The sequence below is a fragment of the Devosia sp. P1_H9 genome (assembly GCF_056405135.1).
In genome coordinates this window covers 127,840-149,402 of the sequence record NZ_JBFUCQ010000001.1, presented here as the reverse complement: position 1 = coordinate 149,402, position 21,563 = coordinate 127,840, and the positions used below count along the sequence as shown (strand labels likewise).

20 protein-coding genes are annotated in these 21,563 nt (G+C 64.8%); 11 read left to right on the top strand and 9 right to left on the bottom strand.

Annotation, left to right across the window (positions count from 1 at the left end; all coding sequences use genetic code 11):
- Positions 1–38: 38 nt before the first annotated feature.
- The 4 genes from dnaG to AC1DYL_RS00685 all read left to right on the top strand — a co-directional run bounded on the left by dnaG (position 39) and on the right by AC1DYL_RS00685 (position 4,916).
- Positions 39–1,994: a DNA primase gene (gene dnaG, locus AC1DYL_RS00700; RefSeq protein ID WP_477171681.1), complete on the top strand. Its 1,956-nt coding sequence runs from the start codon at positions 39–41 to the stop codon at positions 1,992–1,994.
- A gap of 173 nt (positions 1,995–2,167) precedes the next feature.
- Positions 2,168–4,246 (top strand): RNA polymerase sigma factor RpoD, encoded by a 2,079-nt coding sequence (gene rpoD / locus AC1DYL_RS00695; RefSeq protein ID WP_477156680.1) that lies wholly within the window; start codon positions 2,168–2,170, stop codon positions 4,244–4,246.
- 15 nt (positions 4,247–4,261) lie between these two features.
- Positions 4,262–4,561, top strand: a complete 300-nt coding sequence (locus AC1DYL_RS00690; RefSeq protein WP_477148930.1) for an HlyU family transcriptional regulator — start codon at positions 4,262–4,264, stop codon at positions 4,559–4,561.
- A 133-nt stretch (positions 4,562–4,694) separates the two neighbouring features.
- A complete protein-coding gene (locus tag AC1DYL_RS00685) occupies positions 4,695–4,916 on the top strand; it encodes a hypothetical protein (protein ID WP_477148931.1) in 222 nt (73 codons plus the stop codon).
- A gap of 8 nt (positions 4,917–4,924) precedes the next feature.
- Here the strand turns inward: AC1DYL_RS00685 and AC1DYL_RS00680 are convergent, their stop codons facing one another.
- The 5 genes from AC1DYL_RS00680 to AC1DYL_RS00660 all read right to left on the bottom strand — a co-directional run bounded on the left by AC1DYL_RS00680 (position 4,925) and on the right by AC1DYL_RS00660 (position 9,453).
- Entirely contained in the window at positions 4,925–5,761 is an 837-nt protein-coding gene (locus AC1DYL_RS00680) for a glycosyltransferase family 25 protein (protein ID WP_477171680.1), read from the bottom strand.
- Between the two features lie 47 nt (positions 5,762–5,808).
- On the bottom strand, positions 5,809–6,630 hold the full coding sequence (locus AC1DYL_RS00675; RefSeq protein WP_477171679.1) for a glycosyltransferase family 25 protein: 822 nt from the start codon (positions 6,628–6,630) through the stop codon (positions 5,809–5,811).
- Positions 6,631–6,685: 55 nt separating this feature from the next.
- Complete coding sequence (locus tag AC1DYL_RS00670; RefSeq protein ID WP_477171678.1) at positions 6,686–7,534, bottom strand: glycosyltransferase family 25 protein; 849 nt, start codon at positions 7,532–7,534, stop codon at positions 6,686–6,688.
- 106 nt (positions 7,535–7,640) lie between these two features.
- The gene (locus tag AC1DYL_RS00665) at positions 7,641–8,681 is read right to left on the bottom strand and encodes an LLM class flavin-dependent oxidoreductase (RefSeq protein WP_477171677.1); all 1,041 of its coding nucleotides are present in this window, start codon (positions 8,679–8,681) and stop codon (positions 7,641–7,643) included.
- A 73-nt stretch (positions 8,682–8,754) separates the two neighbouring features.
- Positions 8,755–9,453, bottom strand: coding sequence for a tellurite resistance TerB family protein (locus AC1DYL_RS00660; protein WP_477171676.1), 699 nt, complete (start codon positions 9,451–9,453; stop codon positions 8,755–8,757).
- 147 nt (positions 9,454–9,600) lie between these two features.
- On the opposite strand from AC1DYL_RS00660, the gene AC1DYL_RS00655 reads away from it, so the two are divergent.
- Together AC1DYL_RS00655 and AC1DYL_RS00650 are read left to right on the top strand one after the other, a co-directional pair.
- A complete protein-coding gene (locus AC1DYL_RS00655) occupies positions 9,601–10,074 on the top strand; it encodes an Lrp/AsnC family transcriptional regulator (RefSeq protein ID WP_477148937.1) in 474 nt (157 codons plus the stop codon).
- 1 nt (position 10,075) lies between these two features.
- Positions 10,076–10,690 carry a GyrI-like domain-containing protein gene (locus AC1DYL_RS00650; protein WP_477171675.1) on the top strand — a complete coding sequence of 205 codons (615 nt, stop codon included), beginning with the start codon at positions 10,076–10,078 and terminating at the stop codon, positions 10,688–10,690.
- Between the two features lie 204 nt (positions 10,691–10,894).
- Here AC1DYL_RS00650 and AC1DYL_RS00645 read toward each other — a convergent pair whose 3' ends face one another.
- From AC1DYL_RS00645 to AC1DYL_RS00635, 3 genes are all read right to left on the bottom strand, one after another.
- Positions 10,895–11,269: a hypothetical protein gene (locus tag AC1DYL_RS00645; RefSeq protein ID WP_477156687.1), complete on the bottom strand. Its 375-nt coding sequence runs from the start codon at positions 11,267–11,269 to the stop codon at positions 10,895–10,897.
- Between the two features lie 170 nt (positions 11,270–11,439).
- Positions 11,440–11,994, bottom strand: a complete 555-nt coding sequence (locus tag AC1DYL_RS00640) for a TIGR00645 family protein (protein WP_477171674.1) — start codon at positions 11,992–11,994, stop codon at positions 11,440–11,442.
- 200 nt (positions 11,995–12,194) lie between these two features.
- Positions 12,195–14,786, bottom strand: coding sequence for an OmpA family protein (locus AC1DYL_RS00635; RefSeq protein WP_477171673.1), 2,592 nt, complete (start codon positions 14,784–14,786; stop codon positions 12,195–12,197).
- Between the two features lie 280 nt (positions 14,787–15,066).
- Here AC1DYL_RS00635 and AC1DYL_RS00630 point away from each other — a divergent pair, with 280 nt between their 5' ends.
- Entirely contained in the window at positions 15,067–15,891 is an 825-nt protein-coding gene (locus tag AC1DYL_RS00630; RefSeq protein WP_477148942.1) for a sulfite exporter TauE/SafE family protein, read from the top strand.
- Between the two features lie 40 nt (positions 15,892–15,931).
- Here AC1DYL_RS00630 and AC1DYL_RS00625 read toward each other — a convergent pair whose 3' ends face one another.
- Positions 15,932–16,666 carry an SIMPL domain-containing protein gene (locus AC1DYL_RS00625; RefSeq protein ID WP_477171672.1) on the bottom strand — a complete coding sequence of 245 codons (735 nt, stop codon included), beginning with the start codon at positions 16,664–16,666 and terminating at the stop codon, positions 15,932–15,934.
- Positions 16,667–16,893: 227 nt separating this feature from the next.
- Between AC1DYL_RS00625 and AC1DYL_RS00620 the strand changes: the two genes are divergently transcribed.
- From AC1DYL_RS00620 to AC1DYL_RS00605, 4 genes are all read left to right on the top strand, one after another.
- Positions 16,894–18,048 (top strand): fumarylacetoacetate hydrolase family protein, encoded by a 1,155-nt coding sequence (locus AC1DYL_RS00620; RefSeq protein ID WP_477171671.1) that lies wholly within the window; start codon positions 16,894–16,896, stop codon positions 18,046–18,048.
- Positions 18,049–18,062: 14 nt separating this feature from the next.
- On the top strand, positions 18,063–19,502 hold the full coding sequence (locus tag AC1DYL_RS00615) for an aldehyde dehydrogenase family protein (RefSeq protein WP_477171670.1): 1,440 nt from the start codon (positions 18,063–18,065) through the stop codon (positions 19,500–19,502).
- Positions 19,503–19,607: 105 nt separating this feature from the next.
- Entirely contained in the window at positions 19,608–20,240 is a 633-nt protein-coding gene (locus tag AC1DYL_RS00610; RefSeq protein ID WP_477171669.1) for an outer membrane protein, read from the top strand.
- Between the two features lie 91 nt (positions 20,241–20,331).
- Complete coding sequence (locus tag AC1DYL_RS00605; RefSeq protein ID WP_477171668.1) at positions 20,332–21,561, top strand: MFS transporter; 1,230 nt, start codon at positions 20,332–20,334, stop codon at positions 21,559–21,561.
- Positions 21,562–21,563: the final 2 nt, after the last annotated feature.

Genomic DNA, 21,563 nt, shown 5'->3' with positions numbered 1-21,563 from the left:
CCGTGGCTTTTGCGTAAGTCAGCGCTTACTTATCGGCCATGCGCTTTTCCGACGGCTTCCTCGATGAGATCCGGCAGCGCCTGCCGATCTCGCAGGTGGTGGGCGAGCACGTCATCTGGGACAAGCGCAAGAGCCAGCCGCAGCGCGGCGATATGTGGGCCTGCTGCCCGTTCCATGGCGAAAAGAGCCCGAGTTTTCATGCCGACGACCGGCGCGGCATCTATCACTGTTTCGGCTGCGGGGTGTCGGGGGATCACTTCCGGTTCCTGACCGAGAAGGCCGGGATGAGCTTTCCCGAGGCGGTGGAAAAGCTCGCCGGGATGGCCGGGGTGCCGATGCCGGCCCGCGACGAGCGCGACGAGGCGCGGCAGGAAAGCCGGCGGACTCTCTACGATGTGATGGAGATCGCCACCCAGTATTTCGAGGCAGCGCTGAGCCACAATATCGGGGCGCGGGCCCGCGGCTATCTCAACGAGCGAGGGGTGAGCGCGGCGGCGCAGACGAGGTTCCGGCTCGGCTATTCGCCCGACAGCGCCAACGGGCTGAAGGAGCACCTCGCGGCCAACGGGGTGTCGGCGCAGGAGATGGTGGATGCGGGGCTCGTGGTGGTGCGCGAGGAGTCGCCGCTACCCTACGACCGGTTCCGCAACCGGGTGATGTTCCCGATCACCGATTTCCGCGGCAAGGTCATCGCCTTTGGCGGCCGGGCGATGTCGTCGGATGTGCCGGCCAAGTACCTCAACTCGCCCGAGACCGAACTCTTCAAAAAGCGGATGACGCTCTACAACGGCCAGACGGCTCGGGAGGCGGCGCGGGCTGGCAAGTCGGTAATCGTGGTCGAGGGCTATCTCGACGTGATCGCGGCGGTGACGGCGGGCTTCGAGGGCACGGTGGCGCCGCTCGGTACGGCGCTGACCGAGGAGCATCTGCAGCTGCTGTGGCGGATGAGCGACGAGCCAGTGCTGTGCTTCGACGGCGATGGGGCAGGGCAGCGGGCCGCGGCGCGGGCGACCGAGATCGTCTTGCCGCACCTGCAGCCGGGCCGGACGGTGCGGATCGCGACCTTGCCGGAAGGACAGGACCCGGACGACCTGATCAAGGCCGAGGGACGCGGCGCGTTCGCCGACGTGATCGAACGGGCGCGCTCGCTCTCTGACGTGATCTGGAGCATCGAAACCGGCGGGATCGTGCCTGAGACGCCGGAGGCGCGAGCGGCGCTCGAAGCGCGACTCAAGGCGCGGGCCAACGCCATCGGCGAGGCATCGGTGAAGCGGCACTACATGCAGGCGTTCGACGAGAAGCTGCAGGCTTTCTTCGCGCCGGTGCGCAACCAGCGCTGGGAGCGGCGGGACAATAACGGTCAGCGCGGTGGTTACGAGCGGCGCAATCCGCGAGCCGGCGGCAACCAGTATGCGGGGCGTGGTAGCCCGCGAGTGGTGGTGTCGGATACGCTGAGGAACTCGCGGCTGCTGAAGCCGGGCAGGGGGCTCGACGCGACGCCGCGCGAGGCGGCAATCCTGCTCACGCTGGTCAACCATCCGGCGCTGGCGGACAGCCGGCTCGAATCACTTGCGTCGCTGGAGCTGTCCTCGCCGCTGTCGCGGAACCTGTTGGGGGCGATGCTCGACCTCGTTACCCGCGATCACGAAATCAGTGCCGAGGCGCTAAATGCTGCTTTGGGGGTGCGCGGGTTCGGCGATGCGATCGAGAAAATGCGGGATTTACTGGCCCGTCAGGGGGTATGGCAGACCGCGGTTGAGATCGCCGATCCGGACGCCGAGATCGGATTAGCTCATGCCCTGGCCTTGCATTACAAATCCGTTGAGCTAAATAAGGCCCTGAAGGCAGCCGAATTGGCGCTGGGCGACGACCCGAGCGAGGAAACATTCGAACGGCTGCGGGACATCCAGAACCAGATCACCACCGTCGATGGCACAGAGGCATTGATCGAAGGGTTTGGTTCGTTATCGGGGCGCGCGACACGGAGCTTTTAGAAAAGCTGCGAGTACGCGCGATTTCGCTTATGGGCGAATCAGTTACCGGTGACGAACAAGTGACGGCATATCGGAAACCGTCGCGCCAGCCGTTCCCTTTACGATGTCTCAAGCCGTGACCACTTAACGACTATCGGCGCCCTCCCGATCGGGCCCCCGGAGCAGCAAGCTAGATGGCCACCAAGGCAGCAACCCAGACCAAACCCAAAGACGCAGAAAAGCCGGAAGTTGCCGGTGCAGCCGGTGGCGAGGCGCCAGATAGCCCGCTGCTCGACCTATCCGATGCCGCCGTAAAGAAGCTGATCAAGACCGCCAAGAAGCGCGGCTACGTCACCTATGAAGAGCTGAACGCCGTTCTGCCCTCGGAGGAGGTCAACTCCGAGCAGATCGAGGACATCATGGCGATGTTCTCGGACATGGGCATTAACGTCGTCGACGAAGACGAGGTCGAAGAGGCCGAGCCCGATACCCCGGAAGAGGAATCGACCGAGCTCGCCGAACGCACCGGCACGGCCGTCGCATCGAAGTCCAACACCCGCGAAGGCAGCGACCGCACCGATGATCCGGTGCGCATGTACCTGCGCGAAATGGGCTCGGTGGAACTGCTCAGCCGCGAGGGCGAAATCGCCATCGCCAAGCGCATCGAAGCCGGCCGCGAGACGATGATCGAGGGCCTCTGCGAGAGCCCGCTGACCTTCCAGGCCATCATCATCTGGCGCGACCAGCTCGCCAACGCCGAAATCCTACTGCGCGACATCATCGACCTCGAAGCCACCTACGCCGGCCCCGACGCCAAGCAGGCGGCCCCCGTGATGCCGTCGGAGATCGAGCGTCCGTCGTCGGTCAGGGAAGAGCCGAAGCCGGCCGCCAAGCCCGCTCCGCGCGCCCGTTCAGGCGGCGACGACGAGGACGACTACGTTCCCGAGGAGCCGCAGGCGCCCCAGGATCCGGTCGAGGACGAGGACGACGACTTCGAGAACTCGCTGTCGCTTTCGGCGATGGAAGCCGAGCTGAAGCCGCAGGTGGTCGAGACCTTCGATCGCATCGCCGATGCCTATGGCAAGATGCGCAAGATGCAGGACCGGCACACCGAAGATCGCATGGCCGGCAACGCGCCGGCGACCGCCGCCGACCTCAAGAAGCTCGAGGGCCTGCGCTCGGAAGTGATCACCGACGTGAAGTCGCTGTCGCTGAACCAGAGCCGTATCGAGAGCCTCGTCGAGCAGCTTTACGACATCAACAAGCGCCTGGTGCGTCTCGAGGGCCGCCTGCTGCGCCTCGCCGAGAGCTATGGCGTGAAGCGCGAGAGCTTCCTCGAGGCCTATTATGGCAGCGAGCTCGACCAGAACTGGGTGACCACGGTTTCGACGCTGTCGGGCAAGGGCTGGGCGGAATTCGCCAAGCGCGAAGTCGACACGGCGAACGAGTTGCGCGGCGACATCCAGACGCTGGCGACGGAAACCGGCCTCGATATCGCCGAGTACCGCCGGATCGTCCACAAGGTGCAGAAGGGCGAACGCGAAGCCGCCATCGCCAAGAAGGAGATGGTGGAAGCCAACCTTCGCCTGGTGATCTCGATTGCCAAGAAGTACACGAACCGCGGCCTGCAGTTCCTTGATCTCATTCAGGAAGGCAATATCGGCCTGATGAAGGCGGTCGACAAGTTCGAGTATCGCCGGGGCTACAAGTTCTCGACGTATGCGACCTGGTGGATCCGGCAGGCGATCACCCGCTCGATCGCCGACCAGGCCCGCACCATACGCATCCCGGTGCACATGATCGAGACGATCAACAAGATCGTCCGCACCTCGCGCCAGATGCTGCACGAGATCGGCCGCGAGCCGACCCCCGAGGAGCTCAGCGAGAAGCTGCAGATGCCCTTGGACAAGGTCCGCAAGGTCCTGAAGATCGCCAAGGAGCCGATCAGCCTCGAAACGCCGATCGGCGACGAAGAGGATTCGAACCTCGGCGATTTCATCCCGGATTCGAACGCCATCCAGCCGATCGATGCGGCCATCCAGTCGAACCTGCGTGAGACCACGACCCGCGTGCTGGCGTCGCTGACGCCGCGTGAGGAGCGCGTCCTTCGCATGCGCTTCGGCATCGGCATGAACACCGACCATACGCTCGAAGAAGTGGGTCAGCAGTTCAGCGTGACGCGCGAACGCATCCGCCAGATCGAGGCCAAGGCGCTGCGCAAGCTCAAGCACCCAAGCCGCAGCCGGAAGCTCCGCAGCTTCCTCGACAACTGAGGAGAGGTCAGCCAAATGTCGTTCTGGAAGAACCTCTTCGGTGGTGGCGGCGGTGGATCGGCGTCGAAGTCGATCGAGCCGGCAGTGGTGGCAGAGGAGGCCTACAAGGGCTTCACCGTGAAGTCGCTGATCATGCCGGTGGGCAGCGAGTATCAGCTCGCCGGGCTGATCGAAAAGGAAGTCGACGGCGAGCTGAAGAGCTACAAGTTCGTGCGCGCCGACCGCTTCTCGTCCAAGGAGGACGTGGTCAGCTTCGCGCTCGCCAAGGGCCGCCAGATCATCGACGAGCAGGGCGAGGGCATCTACCGCCCATAGCCGTGCGAGGCCTGCCTCACGCGACAGAAACCAGCTGACGGCGCCCATTCGGGCGCCGAAGCGTTATCCCCGCGACATCGCCGCGTGCGCAGATTTGCGCAGCCGGCAATGCCGCTTACCAGGAGTTCCAGAAATGGCCAAGAAGCCCACCGCCCGGACCGAGTTCGTATTCTTCGACGTGGTCTACGAAGACGGCAGCCAGCGCTCGAACCGCAAGGTAGACGCAAGCCTGCTCGGCGGCCTCGATGGCGACGAAGCGGCGCGCGGCGCCATCATGGAACAGGACCGCCTGATCGCCGAAAAATCCGGCCTGCCGCCCCTGCCGATCAAGACACTGAAGCGCAGCGGGAAGTAGGGCGGCGCTTACGCATCGCCGTCGAAGGGGATGGCTCGGCGCTTCTGCCGGCGAGCTTCGGGGTCGGGCAGGATGTGAGCGGCTAGGCGCAGCGTATACGACGCCCGAGCGAGAAAATCGCGCCAGCGATAGCCAAGCGTGAGGGGTACGTTGGCCCGATGTCGATCACGATCTGGCTTGAGATCGCTCCTCTCGGCGCTGCCGGGTTTGCCGCCTCGGAAGTGCTCGAGCTGCACGGTCGGGGCGGGGATCACTTGGTACAGGCCCTGCGACGGGATCACCGGACCGCCGCGCGAGAACAGGTAGCGGTCCACCGACATCAGCTGTAGCGCAGGATCCGCGAGGCTGCGGCGCGCCATCTCCGCGGACAAAACGTAAGCGGCTGCGCCCATGTGAGAAGCAAGCAGCTTGCCCACGGCAAAGCGCCCGGCGACGACACGTACGGTACGCCCCACCCGTACGCTCTCATAGGTTGTCTCAAGCTTCAGGACGTCGGCGCCGAGATCGGCGTTGAACGCCGGGTCGAGGAAGCTCTTGAGGCCCTCGGTCATCACAACGTCATCCTCGAGAAACAGCGCGTGCGCGTCGCCGGTGTCCACGATCCGCCGCCAGGCCCGCTCGTGGCTCATCACGCAAGCGACCTCGACGCGTGCCATTGCCCAGGGATTGTGGGGGTCACCGTGCGGAGTCAGTGCCTCCGCGACCTCGGCCGGCGTCACGGCGTCCACCCGTTCGGCGACGATGCCCAGGCGCTCGAACTGCTCTTCCATGAACTGCCGGCGGTCCGGACGGCTGGCAAGGTTGATGTAGTAGACGGGGATCTGCCCGGCGGGAAAGGTGGTCATTGGATGCCCATGACACTCGTTGACGGCGTTGGCGGCGCGATCCGTTGCTAAAGCAAGGGCTGGAGATCCTGGGCGACCGGGAGGCGCAGGTGACGCGCTCCCCATAGATCACCGCTCGCGCCGAACGTGGTGAGGATGCGAAGGTGGTGCCCCCAATGCTTGGCCGAGCGCTTCAAGCGAAGGCGGAACGGCATCGGCCCGGTGGGCCGGTGCGGTGGCCGCTGGCCCGTCAGATCGCTTTGAGCGACGCTCCGCTTGCCTTCCGCCGTCTGGTCGAGCTGAATGGCAAGGGCCGGAACGACCTGGAAGATGCGGGCCTCATAGAATAGTCCGCCGGGCCGTCCGAACAGCAGACTATCAACGGACATCGTGTCCAGATCGCCCCGCGCCAGTAGACGTTGCGCTAGCCGGCTGGTGATGACGTAGGCAGCCGTGCCGAGACTGGATGACATCAGTCGGTTCTGCGTCACCCCTGGCACTGCGGTGGCAACCGCACGGCCGACGAGCGCCGCCGTGGCGTGGGTTTCAAGCTGGATGGCGTCTGGAGCATGGTCGAACAGATGAGGATCGCTGAGCACCGTCTTCAGGTCGGCAGACAGCAGCACGTCATCCTCCAGGATGAGGGCCGCCGGAATGTTCCGCTCGACCATCATGCGCCATATCTTTCGGTGGCTGAGGCTGCAGGCGATCTCGCCAGCGTTGAGGGTGACCACCCCTGCACGGCGGCGCTCTTCCAGTTCCGCAGGAAAATCAGCGGGCGTGACGGCTTCGATGCGTATGGCGGTAATGCCGCAGGAACTCAACTGGTGTTCCACATGCTGCAGCCGATCCGGCCGAGACGCCATGTTGACGAAGAAAGCTGGAAGCATCTCGTACCTTTCCATTGCTATGGGCGGTCACGTTCCGCCAACGGCGACAAATCGATCAGCGGGGAACGGGCGCCGGCGAACTGCTGGTGCCGTCGCCCACGAACGGAACCCTGATACGACCGCCGAACGCGGCGCCCGGATCGCGAAATGCCAACCGCAGCAGTCGCGCCGCGTGGTCAAAGTGCACCAGCAAGCGGGCGGCCATATCTTGCGGGTACCATCGCCTGACGGACGCAGCTCTCGTCAAGTGGATGTCGCTCGCCCCAACATCTGCAGCCGGATCGATGCGGTTCAGCTGGATGCAGGGGCTCGGCCATGCCTGAAGGATGCGGCTGCGCAGCAGATGGGGACCGCCCCGACCAAACAGAAGCCGATCGACGCTGAGTTCGCGGAGCAATGGGGTGTTGAGCGACGTCAGTAGCGCATCGCGGCTGATCAGGTAAGCAGCTGCGCCCATTTGTGAGGAGCAGAGCTCGCGCAGGGTCGTGTTCCCAACCTGCGTGCTCGCGGATCCGAGCTGCACGTTCTTTCGGAACGTTTCCAGCTTGATGATGTCGGCCCCGAGCTGACCAAGCAGTCCCAGGGGAAGGAAGTCGAGGATCGGCGGGGTCAGGACGGCGTCGTCCTCAAAGATCACCGCCTCGCTGTGGCCGGCTTCAATAATGTGGGTCCATGCTCGTTCATGACTGAGGCCACATGCAAGATCGCCGGGATTGCTCCTCCACAGGCACCTGGGGCTCGCATGAAAGGCCAGCAGATCAGCGGGGACCTCGTCTCTCCGAACGGCCTCGATGCGCTCGGCCTTGATACCTAGCCGATCGAACTGCTCCTCCATGAACGCCCGGCGGTCCGGGCGAGAGGCCAAGTTGATGTAAAATACCGGGGTTTGAGGCGAAGTCAGCATCGGCGTGACATGCCTCAAGGTGGCAACACGTGTCCACAGATTCCGCACGACCGCGGCAGCACCATTTGTCTGCCGAGGTCTTCCAGGGGCGTGCAGGCGAGTCTGGTCACTGCCCCAACGCCTTGTTCACCGCCGGTTTCACCACCGTGCCGAACAGCTCGATCGCCTTCATGACCTTGGCATGGGGCAGGGTGCCGACGCTCAGTTGGAGGCCGAAACGGTCGTGCTCGAACCATTCGTGCTGCATCAGGATCTTGTCGATGACCTGTTGCGGAGAGCCCATGAAGTAGGCGCCCGATGGGCTGGCGCCGGCTTCGAACTGGGCGCGGGTGGTCGGGGGCCAGCCGCGTTCGCGGCCGATGCGGCTCATGGCCTCGTGGTGAGCGGGGAAAGCCGTGTCGAGGGCATCCTGCGAGTTTTCGGCGATGAAGCCGTGCGAGGAGATGCCGATCGGGAGCTTCTTGACGTCGTGACCAACCTTTTCGGCGGTGCGGCGGTAGAGTTCGGTGAACTGGCGGAACGCCTCTGGGTTGCCGCCAATGATGGCGAGCATCAGCGGCAGGCCGTAATACGCGGCGCGGGCGACCGAGTTGGGAGTGCCGCCGACGGCGACCCAGAGCGGCAGGGGCTCCTGGATCGGCTTGGGATAGATGGCGATGCCGGGGATCGGCTTGGTGTGCTCCGAGCCCTCCCACTGCACCTTGCCGCCCTCGCGGATTTTGATCAGCTCGGCGAGCTTCTCTTCGAACAGCGCGTCGTAGTCGTCGAGCTCGTAGCCGAAGAGCGGGAAGCTCTCGATGAACGAACCCCGGCCGGCCATGATCTCGGCGCGGCCGTTGGACAGAAGGTCCAAGGTGGCGAATTGCTGCCAGACGCGGATCGGATCGTCGGAGCTGAGCACCGTGACGGCGGTTGAGAGCCGGATGCGCTTGGTGACGGCCGCTGCCGCCGCGAGGATAGTGACCGGAGCCGAGGCAACGAAGTCTGGGCGGTGGTGCTCGCCGAGGCCGTAGAAATCGAGGCCAACTTCGTCGGCGAGCTTGATCTCCTCGAGCAGGTCCTTGAGGCGGTCGGCCGGTGATTGCAGATGGCCGCCGTTCAAGGGGTCCGGCGTGTTCTCGGCGAAGGAGTAGAGTCCGATTTCCATGGCGCGATCCTCAGGATGAGCGCCCTAGATGGCCGTGCGCGCTCGCGGGCGCAAGAACGCACAGCCTTGTAACTCAGACGCTGCTGCTGGGCACGTAGGAGGCGGAACTCGCAGTCGTCGGGGCGGCGGGCGGCGTGTGGCCGGCCTGGCGATGGATTTCGGCAACCAGCCCGGGCGGGAGCTTCAGCTTGAAGGCCAGAGCTTCCAGGTAGGTTCGCTCGCTGGCGGTGTCAGGCTGCATGGCGACGAGTGAGGCCGCGTAGATCTCGGAGTCATGCTCGGGGGTGTCGGCGCGGGCAACCACGGCTTCGATATCGAGCGGGCTCGCCAGTTCGTCGAAGACGAAGGCCTTTTCCTCCGCTGACAGCGGCATGGTTTCGAGCCGCTTGAAGATGCGCTCTTTCTCGTCGGAATCGATCTGGCCGTCGGCCTTGGCGGCGGCGATCATGGCGCGCACCAGGGTCTTGCCCAATTCCTCGTTCTGGTAGGCGGCCTGCGGCGGCGGCACGAACGCGTCCTGCGAGGGGGCAGGGGCGCCATCGGCGGGGGCGCCGGCCTGCTGCTGGTTCTTCTGGTATTGCTGCCAGGCGGTGTATGCGAGACCGCCCACGGCCGCGACGGCGCCAAGCTTGGCGGCGTTGCCGACCAACTTACCGAGCCCGCCGCCCGACAACAGCATGCCGGCCGCGAGCCCAGCAGCGCCCGTCATCGCCGAGCGCTGCGTGTTGGGATCTGTCTGCAGGGCCTTGATGATACCGTCGATGTTGAACATGGCTCTCTCCCGGCTTTTTCTGGTTCCCCATGCAGTTAGGTACCGCCTTCCGGCTGCGCAAGGATGACAAGTTCACGCAGGGCGGAAGGTTGCCTTTCTCGCCTCGGTGGTTAGGTTGTGCCGGGCTACGAGGGAGGTCTGGAGGCGATGGCGACTGGTCTCGACGAAATCGATCACAAGCTGCTGGGCCTGCTGCAGGACGATGACCGGGTGCCGGTCGCCGAACTGGGCAAGACGCTGGGCGTCGCACCCTCGACGCTGAACGACCGCATCAGGCGGCTGATCAAGCTGGGGGTGATCAGCGGCTTTCACGCGCGCGTCGACCCCGAGAAGGTGGGGCTCGATCTCCTCGCCTTTGTGTTTGTCGGCTGGAGCGATCCGGCGACGGAGAAGCGCTTCCTTGCGGCGATCGCCAAGGTGCCGGAGGTGCAGGAGGCGCACCACGTCACCGGGTCGTGGAACTACCTGATGAAGGTGCGGCTGAAGACGACCCGCGACCTCGAGGGTTTCTTCGCCCAGGTGCTGAAGGAAGTGCCGGGCGTGCAGCGGACCGAGACGCTGATCGTATTGTCGTCGCCAAAGGAAACGAACCGGGTCGAGGCACCGCAGACACCGGTGTGACATGGAAAAACTCGACCTGAAGAAGCAGCACAAGGCGCTGTATAGCGCGCGCCAGGGCAAGTTCGAGATCATCGACGTGCCGCCGCTGCAATATGTCCAGCTCGACGGCGAGGGCGATCCGAACACTGCGGAGGCATACCAGACGGGCGTCGCATGGCTCTTCTCGGTGAGCTACGCGATGAAGTTCGCCGCCAAGGCGGAACTGGCCAGGGATTATGTGGTCGGGCCGCTGGAGGCGCTGTGGTGGGCCGACGACATGTCCACCTTCATCACGCGCACCAAGGCCGATTGGCGCTGGACGATCATGATCCTGCAGCCGGATTTCGTTGCTGCGCCGCAGTTCGACAAGGCGGTCGACAAGGCCGGCAAGAAGCTTGGCTCGCCGCCGCCGGGCCTGCGGCTCGACAGCTATCATGAGGGCCTCTCGGTGCAGACCCTGCACATCGGCAGCTACGATGACGAAGGGCCCACCCTCGCGCGGCTGCACCAGGAGTTCCTGCCGGCGAACCGGCTGAAGGAAACCGGCCACCATCACGAGATCTACCTGTCCGATCCGCGCTGGGTGCCGCCAGGGAAGTTCAAGACCATCCTCAGACAGCCGGTTAAGCGGATCTGACCGGCGCGTTCTGCCCGCTCGAGGCAAAAAAGATCGGCGCCACGCAGTTCGGCTGGCGGGAACTTCGAGCCCGACCGCGACATGCGGGTGCTCTACGGCAATTTCTACGACCAGCAATGAAACAACCCCGGCAGGGGGCTGCCGGGGTTTAAGGCAGCTTCGGGGGAGGACCGAAGCTGAATGACGTCTATTGAGTGTTCGTAGTTATTGGGCCGCGGGAGCGGCCGGTGCCTCAGTCGCCGGAGCCGGTGCCTCAGTCGCCGGGGCGGTTTCAGCCGGTGCGGCCGGAGCCGGTTCGGTGGCCGGAGCCATCGGAGTGGTTTCGGTACCTGTGGCCGGAGCCTCGGTCATCGGAGCGGGCGCCGGAGTGGCGGGCGCTTCAACCGCTGGCGTATTGTTCACGGTCGTCGACGTCGTCGACGGGCCGCTATTGGCCGAGAAGACCAGGTAGCCGATGGCGAGCAACGCCAGCGCTACGATGATGCCCACGAACCAGCCAGTGGCGCTGGATTCACGAGTGTACGTCGTGCGAGTGGTGTCGTCGCTCGAATAAACGGTATCGCGTTCGGGTGCAGCCATGATCAAGCTCCTTTGTTTGAGTACCGTATAGGCCCAAGAACGCAGGAGCCGCGGGAAATGTTCCCGCAAACCTTGGCAATTGCCGAAATGAATCAGCCAGGGCCCCCAAACGGCTGGAAGATATGGCGATTTCAGCGCACGAGGAATGAAGAAAGGCTGTCGTCGGCCGGTCAGGTTTCAGACGATTTTGCAGCGTTTTCGTCGAATGCGCGGCTCGCCTTGCCGATGGTCTTGGTCTGCGCCGAGACCCGATCGATGAAGGCGAGGAACAGCGCCGAGGCGACGAAGGCCAAGTGGATGAGGGTGAACCACATCAACTGCTCGGTGGCGTAGCTGGAGACGTTGAGGAACACCTGCAGCAGGTGGATCGACGAAATGGCGACGATGGTCGAAGCCACCTTGATCTTGAGCGAACCGGCGTCGATCTCGCCCAGCCAGTGCACGGCTCCGTCGTCGTCGAAGCGCGAGACGTAGTTCTCGTAGCCCGAGATGATCACCATGACGACGAGGCTGGCGACCAGGGCGGCGTCGATCAGGCCGAGCATCTTCAGGATCGCATCGGACTCCTCGATGGTGAAGACGTGGCTGACGAAGTCGAACAGCTTCACCCCGAAAGTCGCGGCATAGACCGCCAGCGCCACCGCCAGCCCGAGATAGAACAGCACCAGCAGCCAGCGCGAGGTGAGGATCACCGCTTCGATGATGAGTTCGAGACGCTTGGGCATGGTGGGCTCCGTCAGGTGGGCAGGTGAGGGATAGCGGATTCTGAGGGTGAGGCAAGGGGTTGGGGTGACGCAGTGGGGGGTGGTTGGGAGCGCCGTGGGTGGGGGTATTCTTCCCGCGCCGGCCTCTCGATAGAGGTAGCACCCAAACCAAACAGGCCGGGGATTGCTCCCCGGCCCGTCGATCAGTTCAGGCGGTTGCCTCAGTTCTTGTCGGCAACCGTGATCAGCGAGGTGATGCGCTTGATCGAGACGCGACGGTTCAGCTTTTCAGCCTTCTCCGTCTTCACCTTCAGGTAGCGCTCGCCATAGCCCTGGGTGACCAGGTTCTCGGGCGGCACGTCGTAGAAGTCCGTCAGGATGCGGGCGACGGTGGACGCACGCTGGTCCGAAAGGATCAGGTTGGCCTGGTCGCCGCCCACGGCGTCAGTGTGGCCTTCGATCAGGAAGGTCTCGCCCGGGTTGTCCTCGAGCAGCGCCAGCATGGCGTTGGCCACCTTGCTGAGCGCCCCGACCTGGCTGCGGGCGATGGTCGCCGCACCCGAGTCGAAGGTCAGGCCGCCGACTTCGACGCGACGCACCGAGTCACGGATACGAGCCGAACGCTTCACGTCCTCGACGGTGTAGATCTTGCGGACCTGCTCCACCGGCGGCTCGCGGAAGAAGAGTTCGACCTCTTCCTCATCGGCATCGTCGGCATCGAGAATGTAGTCGCGGATCGGGATCGTCAGGCGCAGCGGGGGCAGGTCGTCGCCCGGGTCACGCCAGTTGGTGAAGTAGTCCTCATCCTCGTCGTAATCGTCCTCGTCGTAGTAGGCGAGGATGTACTCGCGGCCGTCAGGCATGATGCGCGAACGCTTCAGCACGTTGCCCCACTTGTCGCGGATGGTGACGATCTGCACGCCGTTCGGGCGCTCGATGGTCTCCTTCACGCGGCCGCCGGGCAGGCGCTGATAGTAGACCTCGTCCTCATCGCTGTCGCGGATGCGGTCGAAATCCTGGGCCGGGTTCGAAATCACCAGATTGACGCCGATCTGGAAGATGAAGCCCGAGTTGGTGAAGTTGTTGCCGGGCTTGCCGCCGCCGCCACCACCGCCACCGGTGTTATTGTTGATCACCGTATTGTTGTTGGTGATGTTCGTCGTGTTGTTCGTGATGTTGGTGGTGTTCGTCACGTTGGTGATGTTGTTGATGATGGTGACGTTCTGCGGCACCTCCATCTGCGGCAAAGCGTCGACGGCGATCTTCTCGCCTTCCATCTTGGCCAGCGACTGCACCTCGATCGGCGCAATGTCGGACTGAGCGGCCTTGTCGTCGGTCGGCGGCGGAGCGGCGGGCTCTTCCGGAGCTGCCGGCTGTTCGGCCGGGGCCTGGCCGTCGACCACTTGGGTGGCGAAGTCCTTGGCGCTGTCGAGCACCGGGGCTGCTTCTTCAGGGGCAACGGTCTCGGGCAGCACTTCGACGGCCTGCGGGGTCACGGCTTCCTGCGAGCCGGGCAGTTCGGCGATCGGCGGGGTCGCCGGTTCAGCCGGGGCTGCCACTTCCGGCACCGGAGGCAGCGTGATGCCGTACTGGGTCAGGCACTGGGCAACGTCGGTGACGCCCAGGGCAGCGCAGATGTCGGCGAACTGCTTGTTGGCAGCCTCGATGGTCGACTGGCCGGACGCGTCGCCGGCTTCGAGCTGGCCAATACCGACATTGTAGAGTTCGACCGCGGTACCAAGCTGCTCCTGTGCCGCAACAACCGGGTCGACGGCATTGGCGTCGGCCGGCTGATCGGTCGGACCGGCTTCGGCGGGCTGCTCAGCGGCTGGCTGTTCAGCCGCAGGCTGCTCAGCGGGTTGCTCCGCCGGCTGCTCTGCAGCAGGCTGTTCTGCAGGCTGTTCTGCAGCCGGTTGCTCGGCAGGTTGCTCGGCGGCAGGTTCGGCAGGCTGCTCGGCCGCGGGTGCTTCGGCGGGCTGCTCGGCCGGGGGCTCGGGCAGCGGCGGCAGGTCCTGGCCGATGCAGGACTTGATGTCCACATAGCCGTTGGCGGTGCAGAGTTCCTGGATCTTGGCGGCAGCGGCGTCGGCGGCGGGCTTGGCGCCTGCGTAGTCGCCGGCGGCGGCCTGGTTCAGGGCTGCCTGATACTGGTCCAGCGCGGCCTGCAGGTCGGCGACGAACTGCGCTTGTGCATCCTCTGCAGCCTTCGCGTCTTCAGCGGCCTTGGCATCCTCAGTAGCTTTGGCTTCTTCAGCCGCCTTGGCATCAGCCTCGGCCTGTGCCGCAGCGGCGGCTGCTTCTTCGGCGGCTTTCGCCTCTTCAGCGGCCTTTGCGTCAGCTGCAGCCTGGGCCTCTGCCGCGGCCGCGTCTTCGGCAGCCTTGGCTTCCTCGGCGGCTTTGGCGTCAGCCTCGGCCTGAGCAGCTGCTGCGGCTGCTTCTTCAGCGGCCTTGGCTTCTTCGGCGGCCTTTGCGTCAGCCTCGGCCTGGGCCGCTGCCGCCGCTGCTTCTTCAGCAGCCTTTGCTTCCTCAGCGGCCTTCGCCTCTTCAGCAGCCTGAGCGTCGGCATCGGACGGCGCCTGGGCAGCCGGCTGGCCGCCGGTGATCGCGGCGATACATTCTTCGACGCTGGAATAGCCGTTCACGATGCAGGTGTCCGTGAGAGCCTGCTGTGCGGTGCTAATCGCGTCAGCATCACCGGACGCCTGCGCGTCGAGCAGCGCCTGGTACTCGGCCTGCTGCGCATATGCGGCGCTCGGCACCAATGCGAGAACGGCGAGACTGGTGCCGGTTAGGAGCCAGTTTCGAAAGCGCATGGGTTTTATCCTTGTTTTGGAGTCAGTTGTACGAGAAGTGACGCAGTCCTGCTGAACCGAACCTGAACGTCCGGTGGACCTTCTGCAGTGATGAATTGCCCCATCGGTGACCGAACGCTGCAAGCCACGTGCGGTTCCGTACGCGCGACAGGACCGGGCAATCGTGGCACCAGTTGGGCCGCCGTTGCGCTTGATGCAATGGACGGATTCGGCCGGGACGGCCTAGGGTGATCAGCCCAATTCGTGCGATCCGGTTGGGGTTCATCAATTGGAGTGAAACGTGGGCGACCTTCTGAGCTACTGGCCATTCGTGCTTGGCCTGCTGGCCACCGGCGTGATTTCCGGCGTCGCCGCTGGCCTGCTGGGAATCGGCGGCGGCGCCATCATCGTGCCGGCGCTGGCCTCGGCCCTGGCGCTGCTCGGCTACGATAGCGACGTGGTGCAGCACGTGGCGGTGGGCACTTCGCTTGCGATCATCATCCCCACCGGCATCGCCAGCGCCCGAGCGCATGACAAGCGCGGCGCGGTCGATCATCGCATCCTCAAGCTCTGGGCTCCGGTGGTTGTGGTCGCGACCTTCGTCGGCGGGCTGATGGCGGGAATCTACACCGGCGACGTGCTGCGCATCGTGTTCGGCGTGGTGGCGTTGTTCATCGCGGCCAATATCGTGCTGCCGTTCCAGGAGCGGCTCATGGGGCACCTCCGTGATTCGGCGCTCACCCATCGCATCTCGGCGGCCGTGGTCGGCTACATCTCGGCGCTGATGGGGGTAGGGGGCGGATCGCTGAGCGTGCCGACGATCCACGCCTTCGGCGCGTCGATGCACAAGGCAGTGGGCACCGGCGCAGCGATTGGCGTGTTCATCGCGCTCTCGGGCACGCTGGGCTTCATCATTTCGGGCTGGAGCGTCGAGGGACGCCCGCCGCTGAGCCTTGGCTATATTAACCTCGTCGCGCTGGTGCTGATCGGCGTCACCGCCGCACTCTGCGCCCCGCTAGGCGCGGCGCTGGCCCATAAGCTGCAGCAGCGCACGCTGAAGATCGCCTTCGCGGTGTTCCTGACCCTGGTCGGGCTGAACATGATCTGGAAGGCGATCGCGGGGTAGGGTGGATGGGCGCGCCGGGCGCACCCATCCGAAGTGCTGCTTAGTTCGCGAAGTCCCACGTCACCTGGACGTTGATCGAGTAGCTGAGCTCGCCGCCCTCGATTGGCACGGAGGCGCCAGCTGAATCGGCAACGGCCTTCATCATGTAGGGCTGCGGCGGCTGGCTCATGCCCTGGCTCTCGTTGATGTTGCGGATGCTGCCGAGCTCTTCGCCGGCAGCCCCGGCATAGAGCTCTGCCTTGGCCTTGGCGTCGGCGAAAGCGGCCTTGCGGGCCTCGTCATAGAGCTTGGAGGGATCTGCGACCGAGAAGGTGACGCCGTTGATGGTGTTGGCGCCGACCGTCACGGCCTTGTCGAGCACCGAGCCGAGCTTGGCCAGTTCGCGGACGCGGACGTTGACGTTGTTGAACACCTGGTAGCCGTTGATCTTGGGCGGCAACTGGTAGCCATTGGCGTCGCGGGCGTCGGAGTAGACGTAGTTCGGGTTCACCGAAAAGCCCGAGGTCTGGATGTCGCGTGCCTCGATGCCGGCCGCTTTCAGCGTCTCGATCAGTTCGCCCATCGCCTTGGTGTTGGAGTCGAGCGCCTCGCGGGCAGTGGCGCCCTGGCTGGTGACGCCGGAGTTGACGAAGGCTGTGTCGGGGGAAGCGGTGACTTCGCCGATGCCGCCGATCGAAATGGTGCCGCTCACGGATGTCTCCTGGGCCAGCGCCGGGGCGGCGCTCAGTGCGGTTGCGAAGAGCAGGGGAATGAACAAGGCAGTAAACGGACGCATGCGTCTCTCCTATGTGGCCTTTGACAGGGAAAAATGTCCCAGCCAACCCGGGTGTTAGTGCGGCGTTCCTGAATGGACTTTGAACGCCGCTTCCGAGAGATAAGACGCCGCGGCGCGAAAGATCCTTGGGTGCCGGTCGACGAAAGTTTGAGCTACGTGCCTCGCCCGTCGCTGGACAGGGTTTGGGGCGGCGGGTTAGGTAGCCCGGCAAAAACCGGGGGACTGCCGTGGCCAATCCGATCGTACCAAGCGAAGGCGTGCTGCTCGGACGCGCGAGGCTCCCGGGACACGAGCATCCGCGGCTGATCACGGTGCGCGGCGAGGATATCGTCGATATCACGTCGAAGACCGCGCCGACCTCCCGCGACGTCGCAGAGCGCGACGATCCGGCGGCTTATGTCGCGGCGGCCAAGGGACCGGTGGTCGGCAACCTCCACCAGATTCTCGCCAATTCGTGGTCGGGCAAGACCGACCTGAACGCGCCCTTGCTGCTGTCGCCGATCGACCTGCAGGCGGTGAAGGCCGCCGGCGTAACGTTCGTCGTGTCGCTGCTCGAGCGTGTAATCGAAGAGCAGGCGCGCGGCGACAAAGCCAAGGCCGACGAACTGCGGAAGGATATCCTGGGGCTGGTCGGCACCGATCTCAGCCAGCTCGAGCCGGGCTCGCCCGCCGCGATGGAGGTCAAGAAGACGCTGATCGCGCGCGGCGTGTGGAGCCAGTATCTCGAGGTCGGCATCGGGCCGGACGCCGAGATCTTCACCAAGTGCCAGCCGATGGCCTCGGTGGGTTTTGGCGCCGATGTCGGCATCCTGCCGATCTCGGAGTGGAACAATCCGGAGCCGGAAGTGGCGATGGTGGTGAACTCCAGGGGCACGATCGTCGGCGCGACGCTGGGCAATGACGTGAACCTCCGCGACGTCGAAGGCCGCTCGGCGCTGCTGCTCGGCAAGGCCAAGGACAACAACGCTTCCGCTTCGCTAGGGCCGTTCATCCGGCTGTTCGACGGCAAGTTCACTATCGAGACGGTGAAGGCGGCGGATATCGCCCTCAACGTCATCGGAGAGGACGGGTTCGAGCTCACCGGCGTCTCCAACATGAGCCAGATCTCACGCTCGCCCGAGGCCATCGTCGGGGCGACCGTCGGCCGGCATCACCAGTATCCGGATGGGTTCGTGGTCTATCTCGGCACCATGTTCGCGCCGGTGAAGGATCGTGGCGGCGCCGGCAAAGGCTTCACGCACAAGCTTGGCGACGTCGTTTCGATCTCGACACCGTCGCTCGGCACCCTATCTAACACCGTGCGCCTCGCCACCGAGGCCGCCCCCTGGACCTATGGCACGAGCCATCTGCTGCGCGATCTCGCCAAGGCCGACCTCCTCTAAGTAAGGAACTTCCCATGACCGAACTGCACCAGAATCTCATCAACGGCGAATGGGTCGGCGGGGACGGGGTAGACAACATCAACCCCTCCAACACCAACGAAGTCGTTGGCGTCTATGCCCGCGCCACGGTGGACGACACGCTGGCCGCCATCGCAGCAGCCAAGGCGGCGTTCCCGGCCTGGTCGCGCTCGGGCATCATGGACCGCTGGGCGGTACTGTCGAAGACCGCTCACGAGATATTCGCCCGCAAGGCCGAGCTCGGCGAACTGCTGAGCCGCGAAGAGGGCAAGACCCTCGCCGAAGGCATCGGTGAGGTTACCCGCGCCGGGCAGATCTTCGAGTTCTTCGCCGGCGAAGTGCTGCGCCTCACCGGTGAGAGCGTGCCGTCGGTGCGCCCGGGCGTTGGCGTCGAGATGACGCGCGAGCCGATGGGTGTCGTCGGCATCATCACGCCGTGGAACTTCCCGATCGCCATCCCGGCCTGGAAGATAGCCCCGGCGCTGGCCTACGGCAACACCGTGGTGTTCAAGCCGGCCGACCTGGTGCCGGGTTGCTCCTGGGCGATCGTCGAGATGCTCAATCGCAACGGGCTGCCCAAGGGCGTGCTCAACTTGGTGATGGGCAAGGGTTCGGTGGTCGGCCAGACCATGCTCGACAGCCGGGACATCGTGGCACAGACCTTCACCGGCTCGGTCGGCACCGGCCGCCGCGTGGCGGAAGCCAGCGTCAAGGTGATGCGCAAGTTCCAGCTCGAAATGGGCGGCAAGAACCCTACCATCGTGCTCGATGACGCGGACCTCGCGGTGGCCGTCGAGACCACTGCGCAGAGCGCCTTCTACTCGACCGGCCAGCGTTGCACGGCCTCGTCGCGCCTGATCGTCACCGAAGGCATCCACGACCAGTTCGTCGCGGCGCTCACCGAGCGTATCCGCAATCTCAAGGTCGGCGACGCCATCGCGCCGGAAACCCAGATCGGGCCGGTGGTCGATCCGGGCCAGCTGAAGCAGGACACCGACTACATCGAGATCGGCAAGGGCGAGGGCGCCAAGCTCGCCGTCGGCGGCACGTTGGTGAAGGGCGAAAACCCGGGCTACTTCCTGCAGCCGGCGCTGTTCACCGAGGCGACCAACCAGATGCGCATCTCCCGCGAAGAGATCTTCGGGCCGGTGGCCGCGGTGATCCGCGTGAAGGACTACGAGGAAGCGCTGGCCACCGCGAACGACACGGAGTTCGGTCTCTCGGCCGGTATCGTCACCACGTCGCTCAAGTACGCCACGCACTTCAAGCGCAACGCCGAAGCCGGCATGGTGATGGTGAACGTCCCCACCGCCGGTGTCGACTTCCACGTGCCGTTCGGCGGCCGCAAGGGCTCGAGCTACGGCCCCAAGGAGCAGGGCAAGTACGCCGCCGAGTTCTTCACCCAGGTGAAGACGGCCTACACGGCGGCTGGCTGAGCCAAGTCCTTAAATAATCTGGCAAATGTTGCCTTGTCGCCCTAGCAATGGGCGGCGAGGTGCGGCAGAAGCGCTGCCAGCTTGATTTGAGTTAGGACTTTGAAGATGCGTAATTTGATGATTGCCGGCGCGTTGGTATTGGCTGGCACCATTGGGGTTCATGCCGCCGATCTGATCGTCGACGAGGCGCCGGCCGTATCCGATACCAGCTTCGTCAACAGCAGCATGTACGTGCAACTGCTCGGTGGCGCGGTGCAGAACCTGGCCGTCGACTACTACAATGGCGGCGTCGATGACGGCCACGCCGACACCGAATTCGGCTACGCGATCGCGGGCACCGTCGGCATTGTCGTCATGGACGGCCTGTCGATCGAAGGCGATGTGCTGCACACCTCCCGCGACGCCGCCGATTTCGACAACAACTACTATTCGACCACCAGCGTGATGGCGAACCTCAAGTACACGGTCGACCTCAACGACACGTTCAGCGTCTACGGCGCGGTTGGCGTGGGCTACGTCTGGGGGACCGAGTACTTCGCCGGCGACACCACGGACTACAACGGCTTCGGCGCCCAGGTGATCGCAGGGGTGGGCGCCAAGCTCACCGACAACATTTCCGGCGTGGCCGAGTACCGCTACCAAACCACGTTCGACAAGAGCAACTTCGATGGTCCGGCCGACTTCGGCTTGATCATTCCGACGGGTACCGTTCTGGCGGGTCTGAAGCTGAGCTTCTGACCCTGTCGCAGAATTGAGAATGGGACCCGGTTCGCTCATGCGGACCGGGTCTTGTTTTGGCGGCGCATGATAACGCGGAGGATCGGGTGCGATGAGTGAAGATGGAGCCCCGCGGGACGCGCTGAAGCTCTCGCAGCATCCGGCGTTCCTGCGGTTCCTCTCCTCCCGCGTCCTCTCGTCGATGGCGTTCCAGGGGACCGCCATTGCCATCGGCTGGCTGGTCTATGATCGGACGCACAACGCGTTCGATCTCGGCTTGATCGGGCTGTTCCAGTTCCTGCCGATGCTGGTGCTGACCTTTGTGGTGGGGCACGTCGCCGATCAGTTCGACCGGCGGCGGATCGGCCTCGTTTGCCAGGTCGTCGAGGCGGCGGTCGGCGGGTTCATCGCGCTCGGCGTCTGGCAGGGTTGGCTGAGCACGCCGGGGATTTTCGTCGCCGTGGCCGTGCTGGGCGCGGCGCAGGCGTTCGAGCGGCCGACCATGGCGGCGCTGCTGCCCGGGCTGGTGCCGGCGACCATGCTGCAGCAGGCGATCGCGATTTCGACTTCCTTCATGCAGACGGCGCTGATCATTGGCCCGGCGCTCGGCGGTCTGCTCTACGGCGTGCACCCGGTGGCGCCGTTTCTCGTCGCGGCGGCGATGTTCCTCGTGGCCAGCATCAATGTGGTGAGCATCCCCAGGAGCGAGCGGGTTCCGATACGCTCCAAGCCGACGCTGAGTTCGGTGTTTGCCGGCATCGCCTTCATCCGCAGCAAGCCGGTGATGTTGGGCACCATCTCGCTGGATCTGTTCGCGGTGCTGCTGGGCGGCGCCACGGCGCTGCTGCCAATGTTCGCGCAGGACATCCTGCATGCCGGTCCATGGGCACTGGGGTTTCTCAGGGCGGCACCAGCTGCCGGCGCCGTGGCAATGTCACTGGTCCTGGCGCGCTGGCCGTTGCGGCACGGAGTCGGCAACAAGATGCTGCTGGCGGTGGGCATATTCGGTGTGGCGACGCTGGTGTTCGCGCTGTCGACCAACATCCTGCTCTCGATCGCGGCAATGCTGGTGCTCGGGGCGGCCGATACTGTGAGCGTGGTGATCCGCTCGTCGCTGGTGCAACTCCTGACGCCCGATGAGATGCGCGGTCGGGTGAATGCAGTGAACTCGCTGTTCATCGGCACCTCGAACCAGCTCGGCGAGTTCGAATCCGGCATGGTCGCGGGCCTGATTGGGCCGGTCGCCGCCTGCGTGTTCGGCGGCCTCGGCACCATTGCCATCGTGCTGCTCTGGGCCAGGCTGTTCCCCGGCCTCAGGAAAGTCGACACGCTGGCGGGCTGAGG

Excerpts from the sequence above, each read along its gene's own strand:
- AC1DYL_RS00665 (WP_477171677.1), bottom strand. The coding sequence starts at position 8,681 with ATGGAAATCGGACTCTACTCCTTCGCCGAGAACACGCCGGACCCCTTG.
- AC1DYL_RS00655 (WP_477148937.1), top strand. The coding sequence starts at position 9,601 with ATGGCGACTGGTCTCGACGAAATCGATCACAAGCTGCTGGGCCTGCTG.
- rpoD (WP_477156680.1), top strand. The coding sequence starts at position 2,168 with ATGGCCACCAAGGCAGCAACCCAGACCAAACCCAAAGACGCAGAAAAG.
- AC1DYL_RS00615 (WP_477171670.1), top strand. The coding sequence starts at position 18,063 with ATGACCGAACTGCACCAGAATCTCATCAACGGCGAATGGGTCGGCGGG.
- AC1DYL_RS00625 (WP_477171672.1), bottom strand. The coding sequence starts at position 16,666 with ATGCGTCCGTTTACTGCCTTGTTCATTCCCCTGCTCTTCGCAACCGCA.
- AC1DYL_RS00690 (WP_477148930.1), top strand. The coding sequence starts at position 4,262 with ATGTCGTTCTGGAAGAACCTCTTCGGTGGTGGCGGCGGTGGATCGGCG.
- AC1DYL_RS00640 (WP_477171674.1), bottom strand. The coding sequence starts at position 11,994 with ATGCCCAAGCGTCTCGAACTCATCATCGAAGCGGTGATCCTCACCTCG.
- AC1DYL_RS00650 (WP_477171675.1), top strand. The coding sequence starts at position 10,076 with ATGGAAAAACTCGACCTGAAGAAGCAGCACAAGGCGCTGTATAGCGCG.
- AC1DYL_RS00635 (WP_477171673.1), bottom strand. The coding sequence starts at position 14,786 with ATGCGCTTTCGAAACTGGCTCCTAACCGGCACCAGTCTCGCCGTTCTC.
- AC1DYL_RS00645 (WP_477156687.1), bottom strand. The coding sequence starts at position 11,269 with ATGGCTGCACCCGAACGCGATACCGTTTATTCGAGCGACGACACCACT.
- AC1DYL_RS00685 (WP_477148931.1), top strand. The coding sequence starts at position 4,695 with ATGGCCAAGAAGCCCACCGCCCGGACCGAGTTCGTATTCTTCGACGTG.
- AC1DYL_RS00670 (WP_477171678.1), bottom strand. The coding sequence starts at position 7,534 with ATGCTGACTTCGCCTCAAACCCCGGTATTTTACATCAACTTGGCCTCT.
- AC1DYL_RS00680 (WP_477171680.1), bottom strand. The coding sequence starts at position 5,761 with ATGACCACCTTTCCCGCCGGGCAGATCCCCGTCTACTACATCAACCTT.
- dnaG (WP_477171681.1), top strand. The coding sequence starts at position 39 with ATGCGCTTTTCCGACGGCTTCCTCGATGAGATCCGGCAGCGCCTGCCG.
- AC1DYL_RS00660 (WP_477171676.1), bottom strand. The coding sequence starts at position 9,453 with ATGTTCAACATCGACGGTATCATCAAGGCCCTGCAGACAGATCCCAAC.
- AC1DYL_RS00610 (WP_477171669.1), top strand. The coding sequence starts at position 19,608 with ATGCGTAATTTGATGATTGCCGGCGCGTTGGTATTGGCTGGCACCATT.
- AC1DYL_RS00675 (WP_477171679.1), bottom strand. The coding sequence starts at position 6,630 with ATGCTTCCAGCTTTCTTCGTCAACATGGCGTCTCGGCCGGATCGGCTG.
- AC1DYL_RS00605 (WP_477171668.1), top strand. The coding sequence starts at position 20,332 with ATGAGTGAAGATGGAGCCCCGCGGGACGCGCTGAAGCTCTCGCAGCAT.